Source organism: Streptomyces showdoensis (assembly GCF_039535475.1).
Classification (GTDB): Bacteria; Actinomycetota; Actinomycetes; order Streptomycetales; family Streptomycetaceae; genus Streptomyces; species Streptomyces showdoensis.
The window spans coordinates 1-16,461 of sequence record NZ_BAAAXG010000021.1 but is presented as its reverse complement, the minus strand read 5'-3'; the positions used below and the strand labels follow the sequence as shown (position 1 = coordinate 16,461).

Annotated in this window: 11 protein-coding genes and 6 pseudogenes; 10 read left to right on the top strand and 7 right to left on the bottom strand. The window is 67.3% G+C overall.

Features of this window, described 5'->3' with window-relative positions; all coding sequences use genetic code 11:
• Window positions 1-95: 95 nt before the first annotated feature.
• The 5 genes and pseudogenes from ABD981_RS11275 (at window position 96) to ABD981_RS38865 (ending at window position 3,901) form a co-directional block, all read left to right on the top strand.
• Window positions 96-859: pseudogene (locus ABD981_RS11275) on the top strand (transposase family protein).
• A 175-nt stretch (window positions 860-1,034) separates the two neighbouring features.
• A pseudogene (locus ABD981_RS38870) lies at window positions 1,035-1,121 on the top strand (IS5/IS1182 family transposase); the annotation flags it as partial.
• Window positions 1,122-1,590: 469 nt separating this feature from the next.
• Window positions 1,591-1,716: a hypothetical protein gene (locus tag ABD981_RS11270; protein WP_276205597.1), complete on the top strand. Its 126-nt coding sequence runs from the start codon at window positions 1,591-1,593 to the stop codon at window positions 1,714-1,716.
• 951 nt (window positions 1,717-2,667) lie between these two features.
• Window positions 2,668-3,618, top strand: coding sequence for a GNAT family N-acetyltransferase (locus ABD981_RS11265; protein WP_123954778.1), 951 nt, complete (start codon window positions 2,668-2,670; stop codon window positions 3,616-3,618).
• Complete coding sequence (locus ABD981_RS38865; protein WP_123954779.1) at window positions 3,608-3,901, top strand: transposase; 294 nt, start codon at window positions 3,608-3,610, stop codon at window positions 3,899-3,901. Before ABD981_RS11265 ends, ABD981_RS38865 begins: the two co-directional genes overlap by 11 nt.
• 1,121 nt (window positions 3,902-5,022) lie before the next feature.
• On the opposite strand, the gene ABD981_RS11260 is transcribed toward ABD981_RS38865, so the two are convergent.
• Together ABD981_RS11260 and ABD981_RS11255 are read right to left on the bottom strand one after the other, a co-directional pair.
• The gene (locus tag ABD981_RS11260) at window positions 5,023-6,018 is read right to left on the bottom strand and encodes a quinone oxidoreductase family protein (RefSeq protein ID WP_046909653.1); all 996 of its coding nucleotides are present in this window, start codon (window positions 6,016-6,018) and stop codon (window positions 5,023-5,025) included.
• A gap of 672 nt (window positions 6,019-6,690) precedes the next feature.
• Complete coding sequence (locus ABD981_RS11255; RefSeq protein WP_046909654.1) at window positions 6,691-7,122, bottom strand: winged helix-turn-helix transcriptional regulator; 432 nt, start codon at window positions 7,120-7,122, stop codon at window positions 6,691-6,693.
• Between the two features lie 95 nt (window positions 7,123-7,217).
• On the opposite strand from ABD981_RS11255, the gene ABD981_RS11250 reads away from it, so the two are divergent.
• Window positions 7,218-7,568 (top strand): DoxX family protein, encoded by a 351-nt coding sequence (locus ABD981_RS11250; RefSeq protein ID WP_046909655.1) that lies wholly within the window; start codon window positions 7,218-7,220, stop codon window positions 7,566-7,568.
• A 350-nt stretch (window positions 7,569-7,918) separates the two neighbouring features.
• Here the strand turns inward: ABD981_RS11250 and ABD981_RS11245 are convergent, their stop codons facing one another.
• Entirely contained in the window at window positions 7,919-8,107 is a 189-nt protein-coding gene (locus ABD981_RS11245) for a hypothetical protein (protein ID WP_046909656.1), read from the bottom strand.
• A 757-nt stretch (window positions 8,108-8,864) separates the two neighbouring features.
• Here ABD981_RS11245 and ABD981_RS11240 point away from each other — a divergent pair.
• Window positions 8,865-10,424 carry an FG-GAP-like repeat-containing protein gene (locus ABD981_RS11240; protein ID WP_123954780.1) on the top strand — a complete coding sequence of 520 codons (1,560 nt, stop codon included), beginning with the start codon at window positions 8,865-8,867 and terminating at the stop codon, window positions 10,422-10,424.
• Between the two features lie 156 nt (window positions 10,425-10,580).
• Here ABD981_RS11240 and ABD981_RS11235 read toward each other — a convergent pair whose 3' ends face one another.
• The 3 genes and pseudogenes from ABD981_RS11235 to ABD981_RS11225 all read right to left on the bottom strand — a co-directional run bounded on the left by ABD981_RS11235 (window position 10,581) and on the right by ABD981_RS11225 (window position 12,470).
• A complete protein-coding gene (locus ABD981_RS11235) occupies window positions 10,581-10,769 on the bottom strand; it encodes a hypothetical protein (protein WP_046909657.1) in 189 nt (62 codons plus the stop codon).
• 55 nt (window positions 10,770-10,824) lie between these two features.
• Window positions 10,825-10,977 (bottom strand): annotated as a pseudogene (locus tag ABD981_RS11230) (nitroreductase family protein); the annotation flags it as partial.
• Window positions 10,978-11,618: 641 nt separating this feature from the next.
• The gene (locus tag ABD981_RS11225; RefSeq protein WP_123954781.1) at window positions 11,619-12,470 is read right to left on the bottom strand and encodes a hypothetical protein; all 852 of its coding nucleotides are present in this window, start codon (window positions 12,468-12,470) and stop codon (window positions 11,619-11,621) included.
• A gap of 438 nt (window positions 12,471-12,908) precedes the next feature.
• On the opposite strand from ABD981_RS11225, the pseudogene ABD981_RS11220 reads away from it, so the two are divergent.
• From ABD981_RS11220 to ABD981_RS11210, 3 genes and pseudogenes are all read left to right on the top strand, one after another.
• A pseudogene (locus ABD981_RS11220) lies at window positions 12,909-13,657 on the top strand (IS5 family transposase); the annotation flags it as partial.
• 533 nt (window positions 13,658-14,190) lie between these two features.
• Window positions 14,191-15,969 carry a reverse transcriptase/maturase family protein gene (locus tag ABD981_RS11215; RefSeq protein WP_205628234.1) on the top strand — a complete coding sequence of 593 codons (1,779 nt, stop codon included), beginning with the start codon at window positions 14,191-14,193 and terminating at the stop codon, window positions 15,967-15,969.
• A gap of 108 nt (window positions 15,970-16,077) precedes the next feature.
• A pseudogene (locus ABD981_RS11210) lies at window positions 16,078-16,185 on the top strand (IS5/IS1182 family transposase); the annotation flags it as partial.
• A 14-nt stretch (window positions 16,186-16,199) separates the two neighbouring features.
• Here the strand turns inward: ABD981_RS11210 and ABD981_RS11205 are convergent.
• Window positions 16,200-16,461: pseudogene (locus ABD981_RS11205) on the bottom strand (hypothetical protein); the annotation flags it as partial.

The following is a 16,461-nucleotide window of genomic DNA, read 5'->3' as shown; positions in this document are numbered from 1 at the left end:
TGCCTTGAACATGGTGCAGCTACGGGTGAGGCCCTGGCCAGGCGACCTTTGACCGGGTGGTGCAACAAACCACCGGCTGGCGCCATGATCTTGCTGTGACTGGAGTGATCACGGCGTCGGCCCCGTCCTGGATAACCCCGTTCACCGGGCTGAGCCCGAGCTGCTTCGGCAAGCTGGTGACCGCGCTGCGCCGCGAGGGAGCCGACGAGGTACGGCGGGGCCGGCCGTGGGGGGTGCCGCTGGAGGACCGGGTGCTGCTGGTCACGGCGTACTGGCGCACCAACTTGAAGCTGCGCCAGCTCGCCCCGCTCTTCGGGGTACCGAAGTCCGCGGCTGACCACGTCGTTAGACACATCAGCCCCCTGCTCGCGCTCCGGCCGCGCGAGCGGGTCCGCAGGGACACTGTGCTCATCGTGGACGGCACCCTGGTGCCCACCCGGGACCACACGGTGGCGGAGCAGTTCAAGAACTATCGGTACTCGACGAATCGCCAGTGATCGACGCCGACACCCGCCTGGTGGTCGTGGTCGGCCGGCCGCTTGCCGGGAATCGCAACGACTGCAAGGCGTGGGAGGAACCTGGCGCCAAGGCCGCCGCCGGCAGGACCATGACGATCGCCGACGGCGACCACCCGGGCACCGGACTTGTCATGCCTCACCGTCGGCGAAAGGGCGATGAGCTGCCCGAGTGGAAGGAGGCGCACAACAAGTCCCACAAGCAGGTCCGTGCCCGTGGCCAGCACGTCTTCGCCCGGATGAAGACCTGGAAGATCCTCCGCGACTGCCGCCTCAAAGGCGACGGCGTTCACCACGCCATGCTCGGCATCGCCCGGATGCACAACCTCACACTCGCCGGATAGAAGAGCGGCGCACGACGGCCGGCCATGCCCGAGGCGACCCGGAGATCATTCGCGGGACAGCCCTTAGGCCGTCTCTTTCGTATCATCGGATCGATGGTTGATGTGTGTCGTTGACTGACGCCCAGTAAGCCCGCATCGAGCCGTTGCTGCCGGACCGTACGCCGAAGCGGGGAGGTGGTGGCGTGATCACCGGCAGGTGATCGACGCGATCGCGTTCAAGTACCGCACCGGCACTCCGTGGATGAATCTGCCCGAGCACTTCGGGTCGTGGAAGGTGCCCATAACCGGCTGCGGAAGTGAGCCGCCGACGGCACCTGGGAAGAAGTCTCCACCGCCCTCCTCGCTGAGGCCGACACTGAAGGCGACCTCGACTGGGTCGTCTCGGCAGACTCCACGATTGCCCGATTTCACCAGCATGCCGCCGGGGCCCGTCAAAGGGGCCCCGGCCCGCGAGCAGTCTGACCATGCCCTCGGACGCTCCTGCGGCGGACTGACCACCAAGATTCACCTCGCCGCCGACGGACGCTGCCGACGGCTCGCCTTCTCTCGGTACGCAACCGGCCCACCAGACGGCCTACGCGATACCGGGCGCACGCGCCATGGTCAGGCGTATGCGGTGGTCGCGCGCATGCTCGGTGGTCGGGGACCGCTGGTTCTATGCCACGGCATGCCACCAGTGCGACTGCGCCTACGGGTTGAGCCGGGCCAGCGGATGGCCGATGGCGATGACCATGGCCCACACTCCATCCAAGCGCGGCGGACAGACCTACTGCTGCTTCCACCACATGAGCCCCGCGCCGCTGGCCGTGGTGATCAGAGCGATGAGCCAGCCGGGGACGTGCTGCAAGGTCAGGTGAAGTCCACCTACTCGGACTTCCATGAATGGACGCGGACTGGCGACGGGTACGGCTGAGCGCTTGGACATGTGCGTGCCCTTTCAATGCGGGTTGGGTGGGCTGCTCCTCTCAAACCCTAGGGCTGCCGGATCGATCAACTGTCTGTTGATCACGAAAAGTTCAGTACGTTCGACTGAAGAGAATCAGACTACCGGCGTTTACCAGTGCGACTAGTCGGGAAGGACGGGCGCTTCCCCTGAGGGAAAGTCATGAGAGCCGAGAGCCGGGGCCACCGCGCCGCGAGCGGATACCGCTACCGGAGCGGCCTGCCCGTGCGGCTGGTCCTTCGACGTCCACGCAGACGCTCGAGCGTCCTCGGCCCCGCCATCCGCATCCACTTCGACGAATCCAGGAACTGCGCACGACCGCCGCACCCAGCCCAACCAGACGTTCCGGCGCCGGCACATCGCCCTGTACCCCCAGATTTGGCGCCCCGTTCCAAACGCCCACTGCCAGGAACACGACGCGGGTCGGCCCGCGCCAGCGATTGCCGCAAGCCCTGCGCACTGGCGTGAGCGGCGCCCAACGGTGACCGTGGATCCCGAACTGGCCCCCGCGGGCCGATCATGAATCCGTAGGCCATGGACACAGGCCATGGAGTACCGGCCGACCCCGGCCCGGGCGACACGGATGCCTTCCGACTCGACGGAGACCTGCCCGCCACGAGTCAAAGCGGTTCGGCGCGAACGGGACAGGCGGCACAAGAGGGGCGCACCACGCTGCCGGCGCCTACCGGCGAGGTCGGGCAGAACCTCGGACGGAACTCGCCTGGTCCCGGTCGGCGGAACGTGCGCCGCCGTCCGAAGCATCGCCAAGAGCCTGCTCGTTCACCCGGGGAACCAAGAACGTCCATGAGCGACAGCGGAGTAACTCGGATGCGGACACACGTGGTCGTCGTGTTCCATCGGCCGTATGACGATCGTTTGTGGCAAGCCCCGCGTCGACGAACTGGGCGACGTCGTGGACATCCTGCGAGATTGGCAGGACGACGGCGCACCGATGCAGCTGCATCCGGGTGACCTGGGATGGTTTTGGAGATCCGGCGCGGAAGCAACGGCCGACGCGGTGCGCACCTGGCGCCGGGACGAGCGAGTGCTCGCCGTCGGGCTCCTCGATGGGGCCGAGCTGTTGCGTGTCACGCTGGCCCCGGACGCTCGGCATGACCCGGACCTGGCGCAACAGATCCACGACGACGTGACCGACCCACGGCGAGGCGTGCTGCCCGAGGGAAGTGTCTCGATCGAGGCGCCCGGGGACGCACTCATCCGCGATGTACTGCTCGCGCGCGGCTGGTACGGCGGCGAGCCGTGGACATCGCTGCGGCGAGACCTGACGGAGCCGGTGGAGGACTCGGGCCTGCGGATCGAGGTGGTCACACCCGGCAACGCCCACCGTTTCGCCGCCGTGCTCCGGGCAGCCTTCGACGGGTCCACGTTCACGGACGCACGCTGGCGGGCTATGACGGCCGGGTCGCCGTACACCGACGCGCGGAGCCTCTTGGCCTACGACGACAAGGGCAACGCCGTGGCGTCGGTGACTGTGTGGTCGGCGGGCCGCGGCCGACCCGGCCTGCTCGAGCCGATGGGCGTGCACAGGGCCCATCGCCACCTCGGCCATGGCAGGGCGATCACCATCGCCGCGGCGGCCGCGCTCCGGGAACTCGGCTCGTCCAGCGCGCTCGTCGGCACCCCGAGCTCCAACGTCGGCGCCGTCGCCACGTACGAGTCAGCCGGGTTCCGCCGACGCCCCGACGTCCGCGACGTCTGCCGCGACGGCGGCCAAGACGTCTCTTCAGGTCCTGCCGGTCAAGAGGTCCTCACAGAAGCCGTGGATGGCGTGACTGTCGGCTTGGATGCCCGCTGATCCGTTCGTGGCGAAGAGGAACTCTCGGCGGTGGATTGAGTCCGATGAACCGTGGTTCCTGGTCAAGCCGATATTGCCGGGCTCGGCACCGCAGCTGGTGGCGGGTCGGCCGCGGGTGCCTGACCGGCAGGCTCTGCGCGGAACCCTGTTCGTCCTCCACACCGGGTTCCAATGGGAGTTCCTGCCTCAGGAGCTCGGCTCAAGATCCGGTATGACGCGCTGCCGACGACTGGCTGCGCGGAACGAGTCCGGGGCGCGGGACCGGCTTCATGCGTCCCGCTGACGAGGCTGCGGTCGACGAAGCAGCTGGACCGGTCGCGGGCGTTGATCGACTCCAGCCACGTCAGGGCTGCTCACCCGTCCAGGACCACGAGCGCGACGCTCTGCCACGGCTGGTGGGGGTACGGGCAGCTACCGCGGCAGGCGAGGCGGAATCCATGATCGGGACCGTAGGCGGCTGCGGTCCTCTGCAGCGTCTGCACGCCGCAGCCTTGGCATCGACAAGCCCCCGCCCGAGCCGGACACGCTACCGGAGGCGAGGGGACCGAGATCACGTAGCGGATCGATCAGGCGATCCAGGCCTGCCAGGAGGCCCGGTGCACGGCGTAAGCGGCGGTGAGAGCATCCAAGTGACCTTGGGCTTCGGTCACGCAGAGAGTCGCGAAGGCGCGCAACGCCTGTTGGGTCATCCGGTACAGGTTGCCGACCGACCGTATCCGGCGCACCGAATCTTACTCCCGAAATCGGCAGCCACGCCAAGCGCGAAAGCCTTTCGAAGGCCTCTTGTCAGGTGCAGCCAGAATGACGCAGCGATCGAGCCGGCGATAACAGATCTCGCCTACAACCCCAAGGCCGTCGATGATCCTGGGAAGTTTATCGCCAGCCGGTGATGGGGCGAGCGGATGAGATTACGGCAATGCCAAGCCTGATATGCAGCTCATCGATGGGGCCGCCTGACAGTTTTGCCTTACGCACCAAGGTCGCCATACTCCGGCTGGACTCCAGCAGGCGTTTCACGTTTCCCACGCTATGCGTTTTCCGGAGGGCACCCAAAATCTCCTCAACCTCCTTCAGTGCTACGAGTCTATCCGGCTCGGAAAGGTGAAACGACGCTCCGATTTTACGGTCCTGCTCCAAAAGGTCAACGAGTCGGATCAGCGGATCAGGTCCTCAGAAGCGCATTCTTTCCCTCGCCGCCTAAACCGTCACCGTCCCCGCCGTCGGCACCGTCCTTGTCGTTGACGGTGCCGTGCAGGACGTCATCCAGGAGCGCCACGTCGATGGTGGACGGTCGCGCAACTCCCCTCTCCTGGTCCGGTGACCGGCGGCACCCTACGCCGCGCGACCAGAGTTCAGCAGGCGTCACCGGAAATGCGCCGGCCGGCTGGGCTGGTCGACTCCAGATCAGGCGAGCGAGAGAAGGGCCTTGCCGCGGCCGGTGCCCGTCTCCAGGAGCTGGTGTGCCTTCGCCGCCTCGGCCAGCGGCAGGACCTGCGTCACCCCGGGCCGGATCCGCCCCACCGCGAGCAGCCGGAGGGCCTCGGCGAGGTACTCGCCGATCCGCTCGGGAGCCCGACGCGCGAGGTCGCCGATGTTGAACCCGGCGATGGTCCGATTGCCCTTCCACAAGTCCCACACCGAGGCCGTCCACTGCTCGTGCCGACCGAGGTCTCCGTAGGCCACCAGGCGGCCGAACGGCGCCAAGACGGCCAGGCTCTGCTCCCGAACCGGCCCGCCGACGGGATCGAGGACCAGGTCCACGCCCCGGCCACCGGTCACCTCGGCCAGCCCCTCCGCGAAGCCGTCACGCAGGAACACTCCGTCGTAGCCGAGTTCGAGGCCGTACGGGATCTTCTCCACCGAGCCGACCGTGCCGTACACCCGAGCGGCCCCCAACTCCCGGGCCAGCTGGGCGGCCGCGAAGCCGACGCCTCCCGCCGCGGAGTGGATCAGCACGTCCTCCCCCTCCCGCAGCCGCCCGGCATCCTTGAGCACACCAAAGGCCGTCGGGAAGACACACGGCAGCCCCGCCGCCTCAGCCGGGTCCACCTCTCCTGCCGCCGTGCGCAGCGACCGGACGAACCGCGTGTCCGCGGTCACCACCTCGGCGTATCCGCCGAAGGCAGGCAGATACGCCGCAACCGGTTCGCCGACCACCAGCCCGCTGACCCCCGCTCCGAGCGCGGCGACCGTGCCGGCTACCTCCAACCCGGGAACGTCCACTCCACCAGGCCCGTCCGGGGCGCCGAACTCGCCCCGCCGGTGCTGGATCTCGGCGAAATTGACGCCCGCGAAGGCGACCCGCACAGCGACCTGGCCGGCAGCCGGCACCGGCTCGGGCAGCTCCAGCTCCTCCAGTACCTCGACGCCTCCGTTGAACCGGAACCCAACTGCCCGCATCCCACTCTCCCCCTATCGTCATGGCCCTCCCGTCGGGGCCATATGGGCGCCCCAACTGCTGCGGCGATCTTGGTATTCCCACCGCAGCCCAAGCCGCCTCCCACGACCGCCGTCCGCGGGTAAACACGACCGTCGACACTCTTCGGTGCGGCAACCTATGACGGGGCAAGACCGCACACCCCGAAGAGCTCTCCGGACCCGCCGCACCCCCGACCCGTAAGACGGCGACTCACCACCCTGACCGAAGCGAGTCGCCCCGCTGACCGAGGAACCAAACGGTCCTGGACAAGGAAGCCGCGGCGGAGCTTCAGGAGCAGGCGGCCGCCGGGGCTGGTCCAGAAGAGGATCGCAAAGCGGCGGTGGAGCTGCTCCTCCGCCGCCCGATACTCGAGCCGTAGTTCTTGGTCACTGTTGCGGAGCGGCCCTTCGTTGCCACCGCCCGTCGTCGATCGTGGGTGGCCTCAGCCGTGCCGCCGCGCCGGGCGGACACCGAATATCTGCGCACTGGTAGCAGCGCCCTCTGGGGCCCGCCGGTTGCGGAAGGCCCCTCAGGACCAAGGGCTTGATCCTGAGGTGACGGTCCACGTTGGCCCCGTGCAGGAGGGCCCCGATCACGGGGATGGCCAAGTCTCCAGCGACGGCAGGGTCTACAGGTACAGCCTCTTGTATCGATCAGAAACGGCTCGGGTTCTCATCAGCATGAGGGGACTGCACCGGGGTCGCCTGATCCGCCTCGTTGACCCTGGCCGCCTCGGCTGCTTCCCGGAAGGTGACGACCGCCTCGCCGTTCTCTCGCGCCCATGCGGTGAGCATCCTGATGGGCTCCTCCAGAGTTCGCCCGAGATCGGTCAGGCCGTACTCCACGCGCGGCGGCGCCTCAGCGTACGCGTGCCGCTCGACGAGTCCGTTGGCCTGGAGTCGGCGCAACGTCTGGGTCAGCACCTTGCGCGAAATGCCACCGCTCAGCTCGACCAGCTCGCCGTGGCGCAACGGGCCGTCGGTCAGCGCGAAGAGCGTGACCATGGACCACTTGCTGGCGATGATCTCCATCGCCAGGAGAGCGGGACAGTCGGCAAGGAACACAACTCCGGGGCGCAGGCTCATGCCCCGAAGGTTACCTGGAGGTACCTGACGGCTGCCTATCGTCGTCGAGGTGCGCACAGCCCCTACTCGCATCTCGCACGATTGAGGTTTCAGCCATGTTCGTCTCTCTTGCCGTCGTCACCGTGTTCATGTCGGCGCTTCTTCTGGTATCTGCCGGAGCCAAGTCTCTGCGGACACGGCACATCACCGAGCAGATGGCGACCCTCGGAGTACCGCAGAGCATGATGGCTTTCCTGATAGGCGCTCAGATCGCGGGCGCGGCCGGTGTGATCACCGGACTGTGGTGGGGACCCGCCGGAATCGCCGCCGCGATCGGCCTGACGCTCTACTTCGCCGGGGCGGTCGCCTTCCACCTGCGCGTCGGCGACCGTAAAGGCGCATCCCCGGCCGTAGTCCTCACCATGGCCTCCGTCGCCCTGATCATGCTGCGTGCCGCCACCCTCTGACAGCAGACAACCCATCTGACGCTGGCCCGATCGTGTTGAGCGAGGCTGGTCTGCGATGAGGACGGCCCACCGTTGATCATCGTGAGTTGTGTCGACCAATTAAGAACAACCAGCAACCGCGAACCACACCCTCGTCCGTCCACGAGACAGGCCGGTCCTCCCGGAGGACCCACCGAAAAGATCGCACGCCATGTCCGGACCCCCAATCAGGGCGGCTGCGGTCGGCATCAAACCAGTGTGGAGCGCAGTCGGCGCGCTCAGCTCTCAGCTCTCAGCTCTCAGCTCTCAGCTCTCAGCAGCCTCCCCGCTGCCGTACCAGTGCGGGGAGGCTGCTGCGTGACCGCTGACCGTCAGGACTCGTCGACAGCCTTCTTGAAGGACTGGCGCACAATCTTGCGCGCGACGGGGCCGCCGAGGGCCGCGAAGAGCGTCACCCCGGCTACCGTGAGTTCTTCTTTCACTCCGGGGGCCGGAAGATCATGGTCTTCCCGGTAACGTTCGTTGACCTTCTCGGCTTCCTCATACCAAGGCTCGGGCATGGCGCCTCCTGTTGTCGAGCCAACGCTTCACACGCCGGCACACACCCCATTCAGACACCTTGAGGGGGCGCACGGTAAGGGCGCGCGGGCGGCTCGGATCTGGCTGGAAGGCTTGCTGGCGGAGGCAGCAGCCGGGCACGGGGAGGGCAACCCTGCCGGCCTCGGGTGGGCGCCCGACCGTCGGAGGAGCATCCCGAGGGCGCACCTCGTCCTCCATGAGGCCGAGCGGCGTGAGCTGCGTGAGGCCGCGCGCAGGGCTATCTCGTGCAACGTGCCCGGCCCGCCGCCCTCCCTGCGGAACTCCCCTGGCGGCCCAGCTGCGCGGGCGCCTGTCCGCGGCGGCTACGGCGGACGACGGGTACCCGGAAAACGACGAGCTGTTCATGGATCCCCGCTCCGGGGCGCCCAGGCTCAGGGCCCGCCGGGCGGAGAAGCCTCGCAAGAGTGCGCATGTCCTGGAGCAGGCCGCCAATCCCTGCTGCCTGCAGCCGAGGTGCGCGGCGATGGCGTCGCTGGCGCTCACGAGGCAGTCGACCTCTCGTCGTCGACCTAGGAACTGGAAGCGGTTGGGGTCGAGCGGAAGCCGACTTCGACGCCGCGAGGCCTGCTGACGGCGCCTGAGCACTGCCCCACGCTGTCCGCGGTGAGGGCGGCAGCATGGCAGACCTTGATCCACTTATGGAACAGGCCTAGTCTGGCCGAGCCGACGCGGCCCACCCGGCCGGACCGTCTCTTCCAACAAAGGCACCTCACCCTGATGAAGCGCATCACCGCTGTCGCGGCCGGCCTTTCGGTCGCCCTCGGTTCCGTGCTCCTGGGCACCGCCCCCGCCGTCGCCGCCCCGGCGCCCGCCCCTCCGCTGGTACGGATCATGCCGCTGGGCGACTCGATCACCGAGGGCGTGCTCAGCTCGAGCGGGGGCGGGTACCGGGCGCCGCTGTGGGAGCTGATGGCCGACCGGTCCCACTTCACGCCGGACTTCGTCGGCTCGGGCTCGTCCGGCGGTGTCCAGGACGGCGACCACGAGGGGCACAGCGGCTGGACCATCGAGGGGATCCTGCCCCGAGTCACGCAGTGGCAGCGGGCGGCGGACCCCGACGTGGTCCTGCTCCACCTCGGGATCAACGACCTGAAGAACGACCGCCCCCCTCCGGACAAGGCCGCGGACCGGATGACGGAGCTGATCGACACGCTCTTCGCCAACCGGCCCGGCTTGACCGTCATCGTCCAGGGCCTGTTCACCGAGACGACCGGGGTCGCGGACGAGACCATCCGGTTCAACGGCCTCATCCGCGACCAGCAGCTCGACAGGCGTGCTCGCGGGGAACGGTTCACCTTCGTCGATGCGCCGAACGTGGACGTCGCCACCGAACTCCCGGACGGTATACACCCCAACGACGCCGGGTACCGGAAGATGGCCCGGGTGTACGACGGTGCCCTGGAGCAGGCGTTCACCGACGGGTGGGTCGTCCGGGCCAAGGCCCCGCGGGCCGGGAACGAGGCGGGCGGCACCGGTTCCGTCCGCTGGGCCGACTTCGACGGCGACAGCCGCACCGACCGGCTCGTCATCGCGGACAACGGCGAGGTGCGCGCCTGGCTGAACCGGGGTGGCACGCCGGGCGTCGGCTGGCAGGCGCTCGGCGCGGTCGCCACCGGCACCACGAACGACCGTACCCGGGTCCGGCTCGCCGACTTCGACGGCGACGGCCGCGCCGACTACTGGGTGATCCAGGCCGACGGTTCGGTGCGCGTCTGGCTGAACCACGGCGGTGACGTCGTGGGCGCGAGCGGCTGGCAGGGCATCGGCACGGTGGCCACGGGCACCACCACCAGGCCCGAGCAGGTCCGGCTCGCGGACTTCGACGGCGACGGCCGGGCGGACTACCTCACCGTCGCCGACAACGGCGCGGTGAACGCCTGGCTCAACCGGGGCGGCGACGCCACGGGCAACACCGGCTGGCGTCCCCTGGGCCAGGTGGCCTCCGGCACGACCCAGGACCGCACCCGGGTCCGCCTCGCCGACCACGACGGCGACGGCCGCGCCGACTACTGGGCCGTCGCACCCGATGGGTCTGTCATCACCTATCTCAACCGGGGCGGCGACGGCCACGGCGGCTGGCGGTTCCTGGACCGGACGGCGACCGGGGTGACCACCGACCACAACCGGGTTGAACTGGCCGACTTCGACGGCGACAGCCACGCCGACTACCTCCTGGCCGGCCCTGCGGGCTCCGTCTCCGCCTGGCTCTTCGACGGCGGCGACACCTCGGGCCCGAACGGCTGGAAGCCCCTCGGCACGGTATTCCCCGGCAACTGACGAGCTCGTGCACGGTAAGCGGCGAGACGTCGAGCCACGAGTGGTCGATCATGGTGAGCCGGTCGGAACCGTGACTCGTGCAGGGTCGTCAGCAACCGTAGGATCACGGGCTCGTCAGCCGACGTGAAAGCTGAACTCGACGCGGACCTCAGCCCGTTATGGCATGAACGTGACCAGGCACAGCTGGCCTCCCGGCCGCGGCGGCGTGCTGTGGGTGCCGGCGAGAAGTAACGGCTGGTGTTCATCGACCGGCTCCTGGTCATGCTCATCCATCTTGGTCATGGGGTCACCCATGACCAAGATGCCGACGGCGAGGCTTTCGCCGGCCTCCTTGATCGGGTGCACACAGGATCGCCTGACCTGGTACTGGCGTTCCGGACGCCTCGGATCAGCCTGACCGACTCTTCACCGCGTTCGTACCGAGGGGACGCAACGCCGCGAGCCACTCGTCACCCAGCCGGCCGTCGTAGGAGAGCTGCTCCTCCTGCTCGGCGGCGGCACGGATCCTCTGCCGCAACGCAGGGTCCTTGACCAGAACGAAGGTCCAGGGCTCCGACATATCGATAACCCCGCCCCCGCTCAGTCACGTCAGCCAACCTAGAGCACTTCCGACACACGCCCTAGGAGTACAGCCACCCCCCGCGGGGGTTTCGTGAAGGAGACCGTTCGTCTTCTGGTCGGACACGGCCGTCAAGGACGCAGGCAAGCGCTTCAGCGTCCACCTGGCTGACCAGGGCGGCCTGATCTTCGTCGTCGTCCTCAGCCACACCCAGGTCGAGCCCGAACAAGACCGTGCTGACCACGCTCGCCGCAGTCAGCGGAACGGTGAGCTGTGGAGTCGACTCCTCGGACGAAGGGCGCAGGATCTGGCCCTTCTGTCCACCGATCCCGCACGGAGCCAGACGCCCGCTGACTGCGCCGCGGGGCCCAGGCCGACGCCGCGCGCCGAGCGGGCCACGAGCGGCACGGCGTCGAACGCCTGCTGGGACCCGTCTGCAGAACGGCGCGGGCCGACGCGTCGTCGCCCTCCGGCGCGGCGCGCAGTATCCCGCCCCTGAGCACGACTCCCCGGCTGGTCCGTGCACAACAGCCGCCCCGGCTTGAAGCTTGCGTCAGAGGCTTGCGGTCCTCAGACCTGTCTCACCATGTGCCGGGGCTAATCGTGGTCGTGGATCGCGGGGCTGGGTGAGTGACTTACTCGTCGTCGAAGTCATAGGGCGGAATGGTCCAGCGCATCACCGTCTCTCCCGCCTCGTCGGCTGCGAGCGTCACCGGATAAGTCTGGCCTGCGGCCCGCTCGCCGCTGTGCCTGATCGAGTGGTCGCCCTGGTCCCAATCGATGCCGAGCACCTGACAACCGCCGACCTCAATCGCCCCGACGCGAAGCGGATGACGCCACCCCGCCCGCTGGAAGCGGTGCAAGTCGGTGTGTTCCTCGACCGAGGAAACGAGCCCCTTGCCATGCACGCGGTCGCACCAGGCATCGAGTTCGGCCGCACGCGCTGCCGCCTCAGCCACCGGAAGGTCCAGCCACCCGTACGGTCCGTCGATGCCGTACTGCGCGATCCGCTCACCACCGAAGCATGCATGCGCCTCGTCTGCGTACAGGCCCCAATAAAAGACGTCGGCAAGCCCGTCGGCCGGCTCGTCGTCCCAGCCCGTCCACGCGTCGAGCCCTGCGGCGTCGCCCACCACCATGCCGCACCGGTCGACCGGCAGGTCCCCAAGCGGGACCGACCGGACCGTGGTCTCGCGCCAAGGCAGACCGAGACCGACCTCCAGAGTCGCGATCGTCGGCTCCTCGTCGAACGGAGACGGGGAGGTCACCGCCCGCACCTTCAAAGGACGATCCTCTGCTGCCGGGAGTGCGACCGCCTCAGACAACCCGTCACGAAGGTGACCCCCTCCGCCGGCCGCAGCTGTCCTGGCGCGCTCGGAGAGGGGCCGGCCCAGCTTTCGCCACTGATCGATGCCCCCGGCCATGCCAAGCACCAGCACACCAGATGGTGCATCGACGGTTCCCAGGTCGAAAAAGTTCTCAGACATGCGCCGATTGTGTCCCCCCAGTACGACAAACCTCCGCGCAGGGGGCCGCTGCCCCGCGTGGAGGTCTGCACGAGCTCACAGGACGTCGGGCCCATCACGCCGTACGGTCAGCGCGGGCCGCGGACATCGTGACCGCCCAGACCTCGGGGGCGTCCAGGAAATCCGCGAGCCCCTCAGGCCGCACGTCCGTGTGGCCGGTGGCCGCCAGCCGGACGCGTCGGATGCCAGGTGTGCGGTCCGCACACGCTGGCGCCGGCGACGACCGCCGGGGTTCGGGTCGCGGCCGACGGAGGCGATGACATCGGCGGCGGCGTCGAAGGCGTATACGACTCCTGCCGTGCCTCGGGGTCTGGATCGGTGGCGGCCTTCCGCCAAGCGGCGACCGGCACCACCCCGCCAAGGACCTCGTCGACTAGGGCGTTTCGTTTGGATCATCCGATCGTTGGCCTGGGTGTGCCGTTGACTGATGCGCAGTGGGCGCGGATCGAGCCGCTACTCCCGGACCGGGCACCGAAGCGCGGTGGACGGTGGCGGGATCACCGAGAGGTGATCGATGCGATCGCCTGGAAGTTCCAGACCGGATCACAGTGGGTCCATCTGCCGGAGAAGTACGGCAACTGGCGGGGTGTCTACAACCGTCTGCGGATGTGGGCCGCCGACGGAACCTGGGAGCGAGTGTTTACCGCGCTGCTGGCCCAGGCCGATGCTGAAGAGAATCTGAACTGGGCCGTCTCGGTGGACTCCACGATCGTGCGCGCTCACCAGAATGCGGCAGGAGCTCGCAAAAAGGGGCCCCGGTTGGCGAGCCAGATGACCGTGCCATCGGCCGGTCTCGCGGTGGGCTGACCACGAAGATTCACCTCGCTGCTGACGGAAATTGCCTGCCGATGGCCTTCGTCCTCACGGCCGGACAGGCCGGTGACGCACCCGCTTTCGCGAAGGTGATGGCCCGCCTGCGTGTGCCACGCCGACACGGGCGACCTCGCACAAGGCCGGATGTGGTCCTGGCCGACAAGGCGTACTCCTCACGCGCGATTCGCGATCACCTGAGCAAGCGCGGCATCCGAGCGGTGATCCCCGTCCCTGCGGACCAGCGGGGCCACCGCCGGCGTCGAGGCAGCCGCGGGGGTCGGCCACCAGCCTTCGACCGCGAGGCCTACAAGCAGCGCAACACCGTCGAGCGGTGCATGTGCGCCACGAGGCGCCTTGTTGTATCCCCGGCTCAGCCGGGAGGAATTGGAGGGATATTCCTGGGCCTGATGGCTCACCTGGATCCGAAAGGTGATGGGGACCAGAGCATGCCAGAGAATCAGCGACCGGGCTCAGTTGCCAGGGACGGTGCGCTGAGGGGCCCGCGTGATAAGGCGAAAGCTGGATTGCCTGAACCCCAATCTCCAGTCGATGAAAGTTCGCATCCATCGGAAAGGCTGCTGAAACCGATGCCATGTCCTGTGACGGCTTTGATGCATGGCCGACACACCTTCCGAGACATGGGGCGATGTCCAATGAGGACATTGAAGGAGATGAGTGGGGCGCCTACGTCACGCTATGACGTACAACAAGGACGAACGTGGGATCGCCTACGGGGTGCGAACCCTAGGGCGACGGAGTGTCCGTAGTAGTCGCAGGAGTAACGACCTGCCAAGGAGAGCGGGAAAGCCGCTCGCAGGGCGAAGGGGCGCAGGTGACTGGATGCGAACGAGACCGGGAGGTATGCGAAATGCAGAGTGCCGACACGGTGTTAGGCATCCTTCGTGAGCGCGGCAGACGTGGTCTGCCGTGCAGTGAGCTGTATCGGCAAATGTTCAATCAACAGCTGTATCTGGTGGCTTACGGCCGCATCTACTCCAACAAGGGAGCGATGACGCCGGGAGTTACGCAAGAAACTGTGGACGGCATGTCGCTGGGCAAGATCGGTCGCATCATCGATGCGATGCGTCACGAGCGCTATCGGTTCAGCCCGGTCAAGCGAGTCAAAATTCCCAAGAAGAATGGGAAGACCCGGCCGCTTGGGCTGCCAACCTGGTCGGACAAGCTTGTCGGCGAGGTGATGCGGCTCCTTCTGGAGGCGTACTTCGAGCCGCAGTTCTCCGACCGCTCCCACGGGTTCCGACCCAAACGGGGCTGCCACACCGCCTTGACTGAGGTGGGCAATACCTGGACGGGTACTACCTGGTTCATCGAAGGGGATATCTCTGACTACTTCGGCTCGATCGACCATCAGATCGTCATCGAGACGCTGGCAGAAAGAATCCACGATGGCCGGTTTCTTCGACTCGTGCGCAACATGCTTGAGGCCGGGTACATGGAAGACTGGACCTGGGGAGCCACGCTCAGCGGGGCACCTCAAGGCGGAGTACTCTCTCCGCTGCTGTCCAATATCTACCTGCACCGACTGGACAGCTTTGTCGAGAAGGTTCTGATTCCGCACTACACCCGAGGGCGAAGCAGGGCGCGAAACCCTGCCTACCTGGAGGTGGTCAATGCGATCGCACGCGCCCGCAGGCGCGGAGACCGGGCCGAGGTCCGGTCACTTCGCAAGCAGCAGCGCAGTATCCCCAGCGTGGATCCGAACGATCCGGGCTTCCGGCGACTACGCTATGTGCGATACGCCGATGACACCCTTCTAGGGTTCATCGGGCCGAGATCCGAGGCCGAGGAGATCAAACGGCGTCTCGCGGTATTCCTTCGTGAAGACCTCAAGCTGGAATTATCACCAGAGAAGACACTGATCACCCACGCCCGTAAAGGTGCGGCATCGTTCCTCGGATACGAGATCACCGTGCAACACAACGACAGGCAGGCAACCCGAGGCCGCAGGACGGCCAACGGTTCGATTGCTCTGCGTGTGCCAGCAAAGGTGATCCGAAACAAGGCAGCCCCATACCTCAGGCGCGGAAAACCCGCGCACCGGCCCCAACTCTTGAATGACGACGACTACACCATCGTCAACGTCTACGGGGCCGAATACCGGGGCATCGTCCAGTACTACCTCCTGGCCGGCAACGTATGCCGACTGCATCGGCTGCGTTGGGCCATGGAAACCTCGTTGCTCAAGACACTGGCAGCGAAGCATGGCTCGACGGTCTCCAAGATGGCGGCCCGTTACAAGGCCAAGATCGAGACACCGAATGGGCCGCGCGCATGCTTCGAAGCTAAGGTCCTCCGCAGCACAGGCAGGAAACCACTGGTCGCACGATTCGGCGGAATCTCACTGACGCGACAGAAGGCAGCGGTCCTAACGGACCGTCAAGCGGCCAACCCCCACCCCAGAGAAGAGCTCATTACCCGGCTCTTGAAGGGGAAGTGCGAGCTATGCGGGACGTCGGAAGACGTGCGGGTGTACCACATCCGAAAACTCGCTGACCTTGACAGGGTGGAACCGCCTACCGAATGGCATCAGATCATGGTGAAGAAACGGCGCAAGACTCTGGTTGTCTGCGCTGGTTGCCATGACACGATCCACTCGGGAAAGTTAACCGGTAGCGTCACGGAATAGGTCACTGGAGAGCCCGTTACGGGGAAACTCGTACGGCGGGTTCGGAGGGGGGCCGTGCGGAAAAGGGCCTGCACATGGCAGGCACCTCGTCGCACGGCCTACCCAACCAACCGCCTGAAGCAGTGGCGCGGCATCGCCACCCGCTACGACAAGACCGCGACCATCTACCTGGCCGGACTCCACGTCGCCGGCATCTTCCTCTGGTCCGCCCACTGACCGTGCCGGACTGGTCAGCTGCAGTCGCCCAGGAAGCGACCTTCGCGGTGGTCGGAGCTGATGAAGACGAATCCGCTGCCGTAGCCAAAGTTGAGAAAGAAAGGATCCTTCGCGTCCTCGCCCCGGTCGGCGAACTGGCAGAGGAACAGCCAGGAATCGTCGTCGAGGCCCCAGGCACGGCCGTTGGGCAGTACAGCCGTGCCGCCCAGGAAGTCTTCGGGCTCGTCGCCGGACGGCAGGTCGACCTCCGGTCCCTCGTGCCGCATGTAACTCCAC